Origin of the sequence: Aequorivita sublithincola DSM 14238 (genome assembly GCF_000265385.1) — a bacterium.
Classification (GTDB): Bacteria; Bacteroidota; Bacteroidia; order Flavobacteriales; family Flavobacteriaceae; genus Aequorivita; species Aequorivita sublithincola.
In genome coordinates this window covers 2,274,596-2,289,164 of sequence record NC_018013.1, presented here as the reverse complement: position 1 = coordinate 2,289,164, position 14,569 = coordinate 2,274,596, and the positions used below count along the sequence as shown (strand labels likewise).

At 34.8% G+C, this 14,569-nt stretch carries 13 protein-coding genes; 5 read left to right on the top strand and 8 right to left on the bottom strand.

Annotated elements, in window-relative coordinates; genetic code table 11:
- Positions 1 to 33: 33 nt before the first annotated feature.
- The 8 genes from AEQSU_RS10475 to AEQSU_RS10435 all read right to left on the bottom strand — a co-directional run bounded on the left by AEQSU_RS10475 (position 34) and on the right by AEQSU_RS10435 (position 8,871).
- Positions 34 to 762, bottom strand: coding sequence for a phosphatase PAP2 family protein (locus AEQSU_RS10475; protein WP_014782833.1), 729 nt, complete (start codon positions 760 to 762; stop codon positions 34 to 36).
- Positions 763 to 953: 191 nt separating this feature from the next.
- Positions 954 to 1,247, bottom strand: coding sequence for a putative quinol monooxygenase (locus AEQSU_RS10470; protein WP_014782832.1), 294 nt, complete (start codon positions 1,245 to 1,247; stop codon positions 954 to 956).
- 347 nt (positions 1,248 to 1,594) lie between these two features.
- Positions 1,595 to 2,788 carry a porin family protein gene (locus tag AEQSU_RS10460; RefSeq protein ID WP_014782830.1) on the bottom strand — a complete coding sequence of 398 codons (1,194 nt, stop codon included), beginning with the start codon at positions 2,786 to 2,788 and terminating at the stop codon, positions 1,595 to 1,597.
- 109 nt (positions 2,789 to 2,897) lie between these two features.
- On the bottom strand, positions 2,898 to 4,118 hold the full coding sequence (locus tag AEQSU_RS10455) for a glycosyltransferase (protein WP_014782829.1): 1,221 nt from the start codon (positions 4,116 to 4,118) through the stop codon (positions 2,898 to 2,900).
- 46 nt (positions 4,119 to 4,164) lie between these two features.
- Positions 4,165 to 5,421 (bottom strand): hypothetical protein, encoded by a 1,257-nt coding sequence (locus AEQSU_RS10450; RefSeq protein WP_014782828.1) that lies wholly within the window; start codon positions 5,419 to 5,421, stop codon positions 4,165 to 4,167.
- Positions 5,422 to 5,485: 64 nt separating this feature from the next.
- Positions 5,486 to 5,791 (bottom strand): hypothetical protein, encoded by a 306-nt coding sequence (locus tag AEQSU_RS10445; protein WP_042491907.1) that lies wholly within the window; start codon positions 5,789 to 5,791, stop codon positions 5,486 to 5,488.
- Between the two features lie 258 nt (positions 5,792 to 6,049).
- Positions 6,050 to 6,787: a hypothetical protein gene (locus AEQSU_RS10440; RefSeq protein ID WP_014782827.1), complete on the bottom strand. Its 738-nt coding sequence runs from the start codon at positions 6,785 to 6,787 to the stop codon at positions 6,050 to 6,052.
- A 374-nt stretch (positions 6,788 to 7,161) separates the two neighbouring features.
- Positions 7,162 to 8,871 carry a T9SS type A sorting domain-containing protein gene (locus AEQSU_RS10435; RefSeq protein WP_014782826.1) on the bottom strand — a complete coding sequence of 570 codons (1,710 nt, stop codon included), beginning with the start codon at positions 8,869 to 8,871 and terminating at the stop codon, positions 7,162 to 7,164.
- A 386-nt stretch (positions 8,872 to 9,257) separates the two neighbouring features.
- On the opposite strand from AEQSU_RS10435, the gene AEQSU_RS10430 reads away from it, so the two are divergent.
- From AEQSU_RS10430 to AEQSU_RS17075, 5 genes are all read left to right on the top strand, one after another.
- Complete coding sequence (locus tag AEQSU_RS10430) at positions 9,258 to 11,195, top strand: histidine kinase (RefSeq protein WP_245529071.1); 1,938 nt, start codon at positions 9,258 to 9,260, stop codon at positions 11,193 to 11,195.
- 3 nt (positions 11,196 to 11,198) lie between these two features.
- On the top strand, positions 11,199 to 11,957 hold the full coding sequence (locus AEQSU_RS10425; protein ID WP_014782824.1) for a LytR/AlgR family response regulator transcription factor: 759 nt from the start codon (positions 11,199 to 11,201) through the stop codon (positions 11,955 to 11,957).
- A gap of 224 nt (positions 11,958 to 12,181) precedes the next feature.
- Positions 12,182 to 13,045 carry a hypothetical protein gene (locus tag AEQSU_RS10420; RefSeq protein WP_014782823.1) on the top strand — a complete coding sequence of 288 codons (864 nt, stop codon included), beginning with the start codon at positions 12,182 to 12,184 and terminating at the stop codon, positions 13,043 to 13,045.
- Between the two features lie 235 nt (positions 13,046 to 13,280).
- Entirely contained in the window at positions 13,281 to 14,360 is a 1,080-nt protein-coding gene (locus tag AEQSU_RS10415; RefSeq protein ID WP_014782822.1) for a LamG domain-containing protein, read from the top strand.
- Positions 14,348 to 14,512 (top strand): T9SS type A sorting domain-containing protein, encoded by a 165-nt coding sequence (locus AEQSU_RS17075; protein WP_083834441.1) that lies wholly within the window; start codon positions 14,348 to 14,350, stop codon positions 14,510 to 14,512. The genes AEQSU_RS10415 and AEQSU_RS17075 overlap by 13 nt, the downstream gene beginning before the upstream one ends.
- Positions 14,513 to 14,569: the final 57 nt, after the last annotated feature.

Below are 14,569 nucleotides of genomic sequence, written 5' to 3'. Positions count from 1 at the left end.
TATGAGTTTAGATGTTTATGAATACAGAACTAATTATGTTTTTGGATCTCGCCGAAAAACCTCAACCAAGTTAAAAATCAAAATACAGAAAAAGACCCAAATTAGTCCTGCAATATAGCCACCGGCAATGTCTGAAGGAAAGTGTACCCCTAGATAAATTCGGCTTATGCCAATGCTCAAAATGATAAAAACCAGAAGTAGGATTATACCATATTTAAGCCAGTTGTTCATTTTAAACCTATAAAAAATATAAATCAAAAAACCGTAAAAAGCCATAGCGCTCATTGCGTGGCCGCTGGGATAACTCAGTGTTTCCACGGAAACCAAATGTTCAATTCCAGGTCTTGCTCGATCAATAAATCGTTTAAGCATAACGTTGGAAATTGACGCCAGCATCAAAACCAGTACCGTTTGGGCTACATAACGCCAGTTTTTAAAAAAGAACCACGAAATACACAGGGCCAAAACTAGTACAACTAAATAACCATAAATATCTCCCACATTAGTCATAAAAATAAAATACCGCGTGAGTGACGGGTTGCGAAATGAAATAATATAGTTTGAAATTTGTTGATCGTAGTTGGCAAGGATTTCTTCTTTTAAAGTCTCAGTAAGCTCAATAAAGATGTTTAGTCCAGCTACTACAATTATTAGGGCTACTAAAATCGTAATTACATAAGGAAGTTTTGGATTGTTCTTTCTGAAAGTTTGTTGCAGAAAATCTTGAAACTTTTTTATAAATGTTAAAAGAGATTGTTTCATTTTAAAGGAGAAAGTTTAAAGATAAAAACATTTTAGGTATTTTACAGTTGGAATAGCCCAGAAAAAAAGACTCCAATTTGGAGTCTTTTTTACAATGGTAATATTTAGAAATATTAAACGGGTTCTGAACATGCAGTGGTTACTTTATGATTGTTATAAACTTAGCTACTGCAACCACAATATAGTGTCTTCTATTTAGAGGAAAGGATATCAATCATTTGAATTTTTGGATCTTCGGAAAGCAATTTTTCTGCATTTTCCATCAATGCTTTGGCAATATCACCGTTAAGGTGTGCGGCGCGACCTTCTTCATTTTCAAAGGTATCAAAAATTCCAAAGGTGTTATTATCTATTTTAAAACTGTACCAGGTGAGCGTTTTATCTTCTTTACGGGCCAATTCTACAGCACCCTTAATAAATTCTTCAACCTCAGTTTCTTTTCCACTTTTGGCTTTTAGAGTAGCCAATAATCCTAACTTTTTCATTTTATACTTTTTTTGATTATTACTATTTTAAAGATAATTGGCTTAAATTTAAAAGTAGTGAAGGTTGTGTTAAGTTATTCTTCCAAGACACAAATTGAATTTGGTGTTCCTTAAATAGTTTTATTATTTTCCCCTAAAATTAATTCTCAAGAAAAACCTCTTGCTTGCGTTTCTTTTATTAGCGTTTAAAACCACTTCTGCGGCTGAGATATTTAATTATATACTGAAAGAAAACCAGAAATATGAAAACTCATATTCGGTAAGTTTTGTAGATGAAGCTGCACTAAACCTAATTGTAGTAAGAAATAAGGGCGCCAAAAACTATGATGTTTTCGCTATTTCATTTTTTAAAATAACGTATAGCCAAGCAATAAACCGAACGAGCTATATTTAGACGTATAGGCGTTATAATCCTGCAAAAGTGTTCTTTCAGTTTGGTAACGTATTTCTGCGCTGTACTTATTGTTGTATTTATAGCCAAAACCCAGTGCTATGCTGCTGCCAGATGTTATATCTAGATCATCACCCATTTCAAAAACTAGTTTTGAGTCTAAAACAAAATCCAAAACGAAGGAGGCGTTTACGAAAAATTTCGATTTGTCATTTAGAAACATATAATATCTTAAACCGAAGGGGAATTCGACTGATGAATACTTTAATTCCACTCCCTGTTTATCTTCAGTAATCTCTGGGGCGGGATTATAATATTGATAGGTGGGTTCTAAAATAACAGCCCATTTGTTGCGCTCAAAAGGCATAACATATTCTAATTCCAAACCAATTGTGAAACCAATTTCATTATCAAATGTTGCGTTTTTTTTCTTGGCAATTGCATTTTTAAAAGAAAAGGAAGCGCTACGAATACCGGGACGTATGTTAAAATTGAAATCTCCTTTGGCCTCGGTTAATTCATAATCTGCTATAATGGCGTTTCTGCATTTGTTATAGGTTTTAAAAATACGAACCAATTTAGATTGGTCATATTCAAGATTATTAACCATACTAAGGTTTATATCTTCACATCTCAGATTATTTAATAACTGTTGTTTGTACTGGTCGTTCTTTGCTATAACAGCCGCAGATGCTCTAAAACGCTTATAAATAAGTTGTTCAAGAGGAACGGTTTCCGTTTTGTAAAAAAATCTTTGAAGATTGTTATCTGTATATTCATACAGGTTGGCATCACCTTCCATAAGGACTTTTAAAAATAGATCTTCCTCCTCAAATTTTGGGGTTTTGGTTATGGTAAGAAAATTGCTGTCGTCTGAAGATCTATCAATCGCTACTTTGGCGCGAACATATTTGAACTTATTTTTAATTCCAAACTCAGAAACGGAATTCATCATTAGTTCTTCCCCTTCAACATCGGTCGTTGTTTTGAATTCTATACTGGTAGGATTGTTTTTCCAGCCTTTATTTTTTATAAATCCACTGACTCTTTCACCAGTATTGTTGATGTAATACGCCGCTTCATAATTAACTTGTGCTGTGCCCACTGCAAAACAAAAAAGGAAGAGAAAACTTAAGTAAGAAAATTTCATAATTTAAAATGTTATTTGTTTAAAATAAATCTGAAAATGTTTGGTTTCAAAAATAGATTTTTAATGAAACAAAAACATTATTTCATTATTTTTTTGAAAAACAAAATAATCACTTGCTCTTTACTTCAATCCACTTGCTCATATATTTTGTGCTTTGCAACGTATGGTGCTGAAGAATTTGTCCGAAAAAGTTATTTTCACGGTGGTTTTCAAGATTTGCTTCAAGAAAACGGATACGATTTTTGAAATCTTCAGAAAACAGTTCTTTTTGAAAACGTTTTCGAATAATTTCGAAACCACTATTCTGCGCTTCTTCCCAAAGATTTTCATCCAAATATAGTTTAACCGAAATATTAATGAAAGCTGCGTTTGAATTAGTAATCGCACCTCCAAATCGAAATTCGTCATGCATTCCTTCTGCCCCAATTTCAGTAGTTACGGAAGGCAAACCAAAACGCATCGCATCTAAAAATTTACCTTTCAATCCTGCGCCAAAGCGAAGTGGCGCAAGTTGAAGCCGATAAGTTTTCATTAAACTTTCAATACTCTCCGCCCAACCTTTTATGATGAAACCTTCCTTTTTATTATTAAGTTGAAGAATTTGTTGTGGCGCATAAGCACCGTAAATGTGAAGTTCTGCATTCTGCAATTGTTTTTTTATTTTAGGCCAAAGTTGTTTCAACTGCAAAACAGAATCTACATTGGGGGCGTGTAAAAGATTACCGATAGCGAGAAAATTTTGACGTTCTATAAAAGAAGAGATAGTTTTTTCTTCGGAAATAGTTTCAATCAAAAACGGTAAATAATAAAGTATTTCAGAAGAAATCTTGAACGTGTTTTGAAGTAGTTCCATTTCGTATTCTGAAATGATAAGCGAAAGGTCGCAACGTAAAATACTAGCAAGTTCTCGCTTTGTAATTTCTGAAAAAAGGTTTGCTTCGGAAACTGGTTTGTTATCTTTAATAGCTTCTTCCCTAGCCTTTCTTAAGAAATGCAAATCCTCCGTATCGAGAATTTTGAGAGCATCCGGACAATGTTCAGAAACGCGCCACCCGAATTGTTCTTCCGTAATATAACGGTCAAAAATTACGATTTCAGGATTTAGTTCTTTTACAAATTCATCAAATGAAGCGTCATTCAACAGAATATTTTTTACTGAAATGTTCTGATTTTTCAGATTGACTGTTCGTTCAGAAATTGCAGCAGTACTTGCTAAAGTGATTTGGTAATTTTCTTCCTTAAACAGTTTTAGCAACTGCATCATTCTGCTTCCCGCAGCAGTGGTGCTGGGTTCAGGAAAAGTGTGGCCAATAATGAGAAGTTTCTTCAATTTTAGTTTTTTCAAAGATACGGATTTGCTAGAAGTGCTATTCCCCTCATAAATTTGGAATTGAAATGGACGCAGTTTCAATAGATTTTTTCTTGCCGTCAACCATTGTCCAAGCGGCATAAAGTGTATTACCCGCAATCTCCAACTGCGGAAAACCACTGGCACGTTCAAAACTCGTTTTTGAAATAGTAACAGGAAACCCTTCGGTGCCATCTGCGGAAATGCGCATTACCTGTATTAGGGTATCTTCCCCTAAATTTTCCATCCAACTTACAATAGCGGTATTTTCGGAAATCATTACAACATCTACTCTGCCGAGAGTTTTGTAGGTATTTACTTGAATTGGAGCTGCAAACGTTTTGCCTTTATCTTTTGAAAACGCAAGCTGCACTTTAGGGTTATCGTTTACAGCGGTAAACCAAGCAACCACCGCATTATTTTTATAGGAAGCAATGGAAGGACCATTAACTGGACAACCTGGAATTTCCCAGTTATCATTAAAAATTGGTTGCGATTCTGAAAATGAATCATCGAAAAGTCCGATGCGAGAAATATCCCTTACCTCGGAACCTGTTCGGTTTCTGTACACAAGCAATGGTGCGTTTTCTATGGAAGTCATCGCTGTTTGGCAGCAATCACAAACACGGTTATCCAGTTCTAGATCAGGCTGCATTGTGCCATCTGCATGCACCAAACGTCCACGAAGCGACATTGCTCCTGCCCCGTGATTGCCATGGCCGCCTGCTTCAGCTTTTGTGTTTCTACCATCGAGCCAGATTGCATAAAAAGAAGATTTTCCTTGCGGCACGATTGAAACAAAGCCGTGTTCACTAGCTGTTCCATCGTTGTGCAAAAGAATATTCTTTTTCCAAGTCTGTGTTTCAGCAGAAAAAAGATTGATTTTAGCATCATAGGTATATTTCCCGTTGGCGGATTTTTGTAGGTAAGTGATTATAATATTTCCATTATTTTCTGCAATGGCGGGGAAATCTGCCCAATTGATAAACCAATCACTTCCAGAATTTACTTCGTAAGGCTTTGTCCATTTGCCTTCTTCAAATGTTGAAAAATACAATACCGAAATTGAATCTTTCGTTTCAACCCAAGACATAAAAAGTTGATTCTCCGTTCCAAAAAGTCTTGGTAGAGCACTATTGCCAGAAGTTGGATTTTCTAATAAAGTGACAGTTTCTGCCGTTGTTTCAATTTCAGAAGTTATAGCTTTCTTTTTTGTTTCAGTTTTGCAGGAAACAAGTATTACTACACTAAGAAAAATTGTAAAGATTAATTTTAAAAAAGTCATCGGCTAAATATTTATACTAAGTTCGGGAAGGTATGTTCTTTAAAAGTAGCGTTTTCATTCATTTTTAAAATCCATAGAATTCGCACATTAATCCCAGATTGAAAAAGGCAGAAAGCGCTCCCATAAGAAGCATGGTACTAACGAACAGCGTGGCAAGAATAACGATTTTTTGTTTGGAATGATAGTTAACGTAATTCAACACTACTTGAAAAACCAAGGCTATAGACTGGCCTACCAACATTCTTTGGGCGCAGATTATTACAGGTTCTTTATAATATAGAAAATAAGTAGCGAGCATTAATACGATGTACAGCGCAGTTATACCGAACAGAACGGTTTTTGGAAATCTGAATCTCTGCGAATTTTTCATAGATACAGTTTTATTCCAAAGATACTCAATCGGGAAATAAGATGAGTGGATATGAAATTTCTCTCAATAAAATTGGAAAGCTACTCTTAGCAATAAAAAAACCTTCTTGAAAAATAAATTCTTCAGAAAGGTTCTTAAACTTAGTTAATCAGTGAGCGAATTATTACTTCTCTCATTGCTCTTAAAATAAAATGTCGATTTCCGACATAGTTAAATGTTGTGATTTAGATATCACGGGTTTTTCTTTATATGAATAGTTTATTCACATTTATCCAAAATTATCTGAGCTAATTTTTTGGCCAAGGCCACATCTTCTTCATGGTTATCGCTAACATCTACTATTACTCTGAATTTCGTTCTTCCTTTTAGAACAATCAAGCTACTGTCTATATAACTCCAAACAGCAGCGTCACCAATACCTTCTACAGGTGTAAATTTAAGATCTGGAATTATGGAATTTGTGATTGCTTTGGATGTTTTTTTTGTTTTAGTATCAACACCTTGCTTTTCAAGCTCTTTATTTATTGCTTCCTTAGCTGCGGCTTTTTTCGCATCTGTAAGATTATAGGTACTTGTAAAGTTCTTAATTATGAATTTGGTCCCTTCTTTGTAAAAATCCAAATATCCTACGCCAATTCTATAATTCATAGGCCCGAAATCTCTTCCGCTGGCCATAATCCGTTCCGCACGATCTGGATCGCCTAGCCAAGAATAAGTATAAGAAGAAAAACTGCTATATTTTTCCCTTAAATCTGACTTTAGTTCGGCGCCTGCCATATCGCCTTTATAGCCTGATAGAATCTCTTCTTTTGTGAGCATGCTCATTAAATCTGTTTTGTATTTTTCAAAGCAGGCTGTATTGTCAGATGATACAATAGACTCAGTAGAGTTCAGATTGTTTGAGCCTTTCTTATTCTCATTACAACCTGTAATTGCCGCGATTGTAACACATATAAACAAGAAATTAAATAGGAACAGTTTTTTTGATTGATGCATTTTTTCGGTTTTAATAATCTTTTTATGCTTTTGGAGATACTTTCCTTCACTAATCAACTTTATTAAATAACAAGTCCGTTTGGAGATTCAAAATAATAAGAAGTCTTTTAAATGAATTTATTTCAAAGGATCTATTTGGCCATCCGCTTCAACTTCCACCACATTTTCTCCTAATACTAGTGATGAAAAGTTGAAGGATGGACTTTATTTTTTTTAGTGTGATAGCATTTCAAATTCTAGGGCAAACTTATAAGGAAGAAAGCTAATCCGAAACCCCTACTTAGCATTTGGAGGTTATGGATTAGAATTCAGTAAAAAAGAAAAGAGCCGCAGTTAAGCAGCTCCATTTCTTTACTAATCAAACAATCGCTTTTTTACTTCTTAATAATTTTATAGGTTCCAATTTGGCCATCTACCTCAACCTTCATCACATATACGCCAGACGCAAGCGACGAAACGTTGAGGGATGGACTTTTCTGTTCTGGAGAAAGTTGCATCACTTCTTGTCCCAACAAAGAGTAAATTCCAATCTTTTCAACAGTACTTTTTGCTGAAATATTTATAATATCCTGGGCTGGGTTAGGATAAAAAGTGAATCCATCCAGACTATTTTCTTCTATACCCAAAGTGGATTTGGCATCAAAGTAAAGGTTATAGCCATCAGATCCAGAAGTACCTGCAAAAGCCATACAAGGTAAACCATCACTGGTTTCCGCAATAGCGGAGGAAAAGCCCTCAAAAACGTTGACGGAGGTATCTGCTACTGGTTCGAAGGGATCGAAGTCTGTCCCATTAAAGGTTAGAGATCGATTTACATCATTCTCATTATTTGGTATATTATCGCGAACATAGGATAAGCGAATCTCCTCTGAACCATTAACTTTGCGCACCCAACTATCGGTTTGTGCAATGCTCCATTGTGAACCTCCTGCAGGAAAACCGCTAAAATTGATATAGTTAGCACCATTGACGCGCTTCATTCCCAATCCATCGTAACCTTCGGATGATCCAGTTGGTCTTTGTGAAGCCCAAATAATGACCTTATCGTTAGACATTTCTAATCTAGCCGCTCGTATAGTGGGGTTTATTACTTCTGTTATGCTACTGTCTGTTAGATTCACTGCTGAGCTCCAGGATGCGGGATCATTAAAGCTAGAATTCTCCATAGCTTTAAGATTTTTGGAATTGAAGCCAATAAATGTGGTGTAACATCCACCATTTAAGCCATAAGCAAAGTCTATTTGCTCTCCAACAATTCCAAACCTAAATTCATCTACCCAATCAAAACCATAGCTACCCGCAGTACTACGTGCGGAATACGTTATCTGATCTGATTTTTGATAGGTCGCAAAAACCCTTTGTGCGCTGGTATCTAATGTATAATTGCGATCCACGCTGAAATCGGTTATGGAACTTGCAACAGGATCAAAGTCAAAATCACCGCTAGACATTTTCCATCTAGCAACAGTGAATTGTCCGTTATCGAATAACTCATAAAGCAATAGATAATCAACACCATTACCATCCATTGAAATTAGTTGAATCTTCGAGAGTTCGGAGGAGATTACCAGATTCTCTTTCCATAACACGAAAGAATTACCACCATCGGTTGAACGGTATATATAGGTGACTGAATCATCAAATCCACTTCCCACATAATTTTCATAGGCGGCAATATAGATATCGCCATTGCCGGCAACGTCCATGTCCAATCCGTCTATATAACCCTCGCGCAACAGAAGGTCTGTGCTCCAATCTTCTGGCGCCCGAGAAATGGGCTGCGCTTGGTCGGGGTTTATTTCGCGTTCCACCATTGTGGGGCCAACGCCTGTTGTTTCAATGGGTTTGTACAGCGCGGCCACTGCGGGATCTACTTGCTCCCAAGCGGCTTTTATGGCAAGGCGGTTTGCGTTTATTTCTGCCGCAGTGCCTTTAATTTCCAGTTGTTTGGATTGTAGGTACAGGGCTTGGAGCTCTGGTGTTCTTTCGGGAATTATCATCCCGTTCCCGTTAAGGTCTGCTTGTGCCATCCCCGTAAGGATACAAAGTGTGCACATTAAAAAGGTAATTACATTTTTCATCATTTTGTGTTTTAATTATTTTTAGTTCACTTATTTAATTGAGGAGTTATAAAAGTGAATTGAAAAAAATTCCTCGGTAAGTCATTATTGCATTTTTAAAATCTTTGAAAAAATTACAATATGAATATCGAAGACAAACTTATAGGGAAGATCTATAACCTGAAATATGTACTTAGAATTTGGCTACTATGGATTAGAATTCAGTAAGGACCCATAAAACTACCGAATACTAAGTAAAAGTGACCAAATGCTAAAATTGTCAGGTGTAAAGCAGATAGTATAGTATTTTAGCTAAACTGATGAGAATCTACTTCTTAATAACGTTTTGTTTTTTAGCCAGTTTGACACATTTACACGGTCAGATTGTTGCTGATTCTATATCATATAAGTTGTCTTTATTAAATAATGAGGAAGTTGAAGTACTCCGAACCGACCCAAAAACAACTTTTGAAGAGATTCAAACAAAGACTGGATGGAAACAATATAATTTAAATTATAACGCTACTTCAAAAACCGCTATATGGTTAAAGTTTCAAATTGAAAACCGTAGCGATGATACACTTCACAACTATCTGTATAGTAAAAATCACGTTACTACAATCTTTCAGCAAAATGGAAATGCTTTCAAAAAATGGAAAGATGGAATTTTCGTGCCATTGTCCAAAGACACTGATAAAGCAACAGATTTTTTCACAGAACTAACATTAGCACCTTTTCAAAAATCACAGATTTACGTAAAATTAAAAACGTATCACCAACCTCGAGTAAATAGCTACCCTACATTATACAGCGGAAAAGGTTATATAAAGTATTCACGAAGTGGCAATAAAAACCAAACGAACACGATTGCATTTATCTATTTTTATACCATATCCTTATTAACCATAATACTTTTTACCGTAGTATTCTGGTTGCGAATGTCTGCTAAACTTTACTTGTATTATTTAGGATATTTATTTTTTCAACTTTTATATGGCTTGATAATTCTTGGAAGAACCGCAGGACCAATAGGAAATGTTTTTCAGTATTTTCCAAAACTCGCTTATAATTTAAATGAGCCGATTCAATTTGCTTTTATAGGGTTTTATATCTTTTTCATTAATCATTTGCTCACAATAAAAAAGTATAATAAGTCATTAGCACGAGTGCTCAAATACTTTGGATATGTTTGTTTTTTATATGCCATCGCCTATATTTTTTCCACCTATTATTTTCACGATAAATATTTAAATGGACTACTATTTTCAATAGTTAGAATAATTATTCTTCCCTTGAATTTGGCTTTATTTGTTTGGATACTTCTTAAAGTGAAACATCCGTTGTTAATCTTTTTCATATTAGGTCAATCATTCTTTTTTATAGCAGCTGCATTGGCATCCTATGTTGGTTCTTCTGCTTTTCATTATGATTCTGAAAGCATAGTAGCTTTTACGGAAGCCCCAAACATTATTTTTCAGATTGGTTTATTAATAGAGGTATATTGTTTTTCGCTTGCATTGGGTCATAATGTTTTTCTACTCCAAAAAGAAAAAGAAGACACTTCTTACAGACTAATTGTCCAATTACGAGAGAACCAAACCTTACAGGAAACAATGAATCGTGAACTTGATGAGAAGATAAACGAAAAGACAGATGAACTTATTCAACTCTATTCCGAAATAGAAATGGAGAAAGAGCAGAAAATAAAAAACGATTTCAACCAAAAAATTAGAGAAACTGAGATGATCGCTCTGCGCTCCCAGATGAACCCTCATTTCATTTTTAACAGTCTGAGTGCAATAAAACACTTAATGATGACCTTTAGAAAGGATGATGCAATTGCTTATCTGGATGATTTTTCCAGTTTGCTTCGAGGAATTTTGCAAAACAGCAATCTTAAAAAAATTACGGTTGAAGAAGAGTTAGAGATTTTAGAATTATATCTCTCATTAGAAAAAAATAGAATGGGAAAGGAATTTGAATACAACATATACTTTTCTTCTAGGGAGGAACTTTCTCAATTCAACATTCCACCATTGCTATTGCAACCTATAGTAGAAAACGCCATCTGGCACGGATTGCATCCTAGTTTAAAATTTAAAAAGAACTTGACCATTATTTTTGAAACTTCAGAAGATTTAAAGATCATAATTGAAGATAACGGAATAGGAAGAAAGGAAAGTTCCAAAAAGAAAAAACTACATAATTCTATGGGTTCCACCATTGTTCAAGACCGATTGACACTTTATAACCATCTAAACGATCATTCCATACATCTAAAAACAACGGATCTTGAGGAAGACGAAAACGCTTTAGGAACCAGAATCACACTAACCTATCAATATTAAGTTATGACAAAAGTGATAATAATTGACGACGAAATGCACTGCACAAACGTGTTAGAAAGTTTAATTGAAAAAACACATGCGGACTATACCATTACTGGCATTTTCACCAACCCATTGCACGGATTGGAATTTATTAAAAAAAACCCGCCAGATTTATTATTCCTAGATATTGAAATGCCAAATATGAATGGGTTTACATTGCTGGATAACCTACTTCCAATAGATTTTGATGTTATATTCACTACAGCTTATGACCAATATGCTATAAAGGCATTTCGCTATAGTGCTATCAACTATTTACTGAAACCTATAAATGAAAAGGAAATTGTAAAAGCACTTTCAAACTGGGAAAAAAGACGCAAAAAAACCAGTGGTAAACAGTGGCAATTATTTCAGGGTTACTTGAAAGATTCAGGCAAGGAATGTTCGCAAATAGCATTACCAACAGGAGTAGGTTATAAAATTGTGGAAATAGAGAATATTGTTCGTTGCCAGTCTGATAGTAATTACACCAATATTTTTTGTAAAGATAAAAACAAGATTTTGATCAGTAGAACATTAAAGGAAATTGAAGAACTATTACAAGATCACGGTTTTTTAAGAGTACACCAATCCCACTTGATAAATCCACAATTTGTACAAGGAATTTTAAAACACCACGGTGGCAGTTTAATTATGCAAGATGATACTGAAGTTCCAGTTTCCAGGCAGAAATCTAAACAAATCAATGAAATTTTGGAAACCATGCTTCGGTTTAAATAAATATTTATAAGTGTAACCAATATAAAAAAGCGGTTTATTGTTTCATAACCGTTTCTTGCTTCACACTTGCATAGCTATTTTCTGATATAGCTTTCTTATAGCCTCTTTTCAGTTTCACTACCCAATTCTAAATCATAGCTGCCAAATACTAATTGGTGGTTGACGCGTATGCCTATGTAGTGTAGGTTTGTTATTACACGTAAAAACCTTAAATCTTAATAATCATGAAAAAGACGTATATCATTTCGTTATTCACCCTAATTTTCCTTTTTATCGCTCCTCCGGTAGAAGCCCAACGAGGCTTTATTCATCGAAAAATAAAGAATAAAATTAGGAAAGACATGGAAGAAAAATATGCCGAACCCGAAAGAGAAAAGGGCAAGAAGGCACTTGAAGATATTACTTATGAAAACGACACTCGTTACCCCGTTCCAGAAAATCCGGTGAAAGCAACGCTGGTGATGCAAATGCAATCTTTCAAAAAAAATGGCAAATTGGATGACACTAACACTACAAAGATGGTTTTTGGCGAAACCGGAGAATGTATGATTATGAATGAAGGCGATAAAGACGAAACCCGAATGCTCTTCGATTATAAAGGTGCCGCCACATATATGGTGAATGAAAACGAAAAAACCGCCATGAAAATGCCAATGATTAATTTTCAAAAGATGGCTGAAAAAATAGCAGAAAGTCAAGGTGATATTGACGACGATAACGGACAATGGGAACGAACCAACGAACAAAAAGAAATCAATGGTTACAACTGCAGAAAATATATATATCTCAACCCAAAAGAAGACACGAAAATGTATGCGTGGGTCACTCAAGACATTAGTATTGACCTAAGCGGCAACCATCTTTTTGGCGGACAGATTAGAGATTTCGCTACTGAAACTGCTTCCAACACTCCCTCCAAAATGGATGAAAACTTTCCAAGAGGAATGATGGTTCGCAGTATTTACTTCAATAAGAAAAGTGATAAACCTAGTATGATAACGGATATTACCACTTTCAAAAAATCATCAGATCCTAAGTACTTCGATCTAAGTGATTACGAAATCAACGATATTTTGGGAAAATTGTAAATATTCGTTATTCTAAACTTTAAACAATATAGTGCGGGCTAAACTTTATTCGAATTTAAAAAAAATACCAAATTCTAAACCATCCCCACCAAATACTAATTGCGTCTTGCCACAGCATTATATACCGTTTATTTTTGATACGATTAGGTCACTAACATACTAATTCAAAACTCATATTTAACTCCTCAGTTATATATAAATTTTAAAAACGTATAACTCAAAAAACTTTAAAAAAATGAAAACAATTCAAATTAAATTCAAAACCCTTTTATTCGCACTTTTAGTGGGCATCGCATTTACCAGTTGTAGTAAAGATGATGAGCAAAGTATTAATTCGAATCTCAATCTTGACCAGATTCAAGGATCATGGACCAGAGTTGGTGGAAATCAACCTGCGAACAACGGAATGAAAATTAATGTTTCAGGAAACTCAGGCGTAATAACATATAAAGCACCTGGTAATAGCGTTGAGCTTCAAATAGGTGATGTAAAATGGAAAGACATCGTTGCACAAGATGAAACAAATTACAGATATGAAGAACTGGGGAGTAATGGAAGTTATTATCCATCCTCTCTAACATTTGGGGTTGACGATACACTCAGAATATCTGTAGATGCGGCACCAGGTGCTGGATATATACAAAAATGGGTGCAAAATCCTAGTCCCGTCAGTCAAATAAATGATGGCTTAGTTGCATTCTATTCATTCTGCGGAAATGCAAATGATGAAAGTAACAACAATAACAATGCAACAATATTTGGAGCAACCCTAACTGAAGACAGATATGGTAATTCCGACAAAGCCTATTTGTTTGATGGTATCAACGATTATATGGAAGTCGAGAATTCGCAAAGCCTTGAAAACTTAAATTCACAGATGAGTATGTCTGTTTGGTTTAATACAACTGAATATTACTACACGGGAAAGGGTTGGGCAAGTTTATTAGCAAAATCTGGAAATTCGACTTCTTTGGACTCAAGACAATTTTCATTGTTCTACAATGACGATGGCGATATATATTTTAATAATGATGTAGTTGGAAATTTTTCATTTGATTTAGATCAATGGTACAATCTAACGCTAACCTATGATTCAGGAACTGTAAAAACATACGTAGATGGTGTTTTGATTAATGATATTGCTGGAATAGAGCCTGTAGTATCCAATCAATTATCCTTAATGATTGGATATGATACACCAGGAGTTACAGAATATTATAATGGAATATTAGACGATATTCGTATTTATAACAGAATTCTCAGCGAGAGCGAAGTTACACGATTAACAAATGAGGACTTAGGTTGCAGCATATAGAATGTTACAATATTGATGGAAAATTAATTTTTAGTGAAGTTTTTGAAGAATCAAATAAGGAATTCAATATTTCTAACTCAAATTCGGGACTATACATTTTAAAATTAAGTTCTTCAAAGGAAACCTATTATCAAAAGCTCGTAAAAGAATAAATTTTTAGGCAACGATTTCAACAAATAACAGCAATTGCCAAATAATTTTTGAAGAAA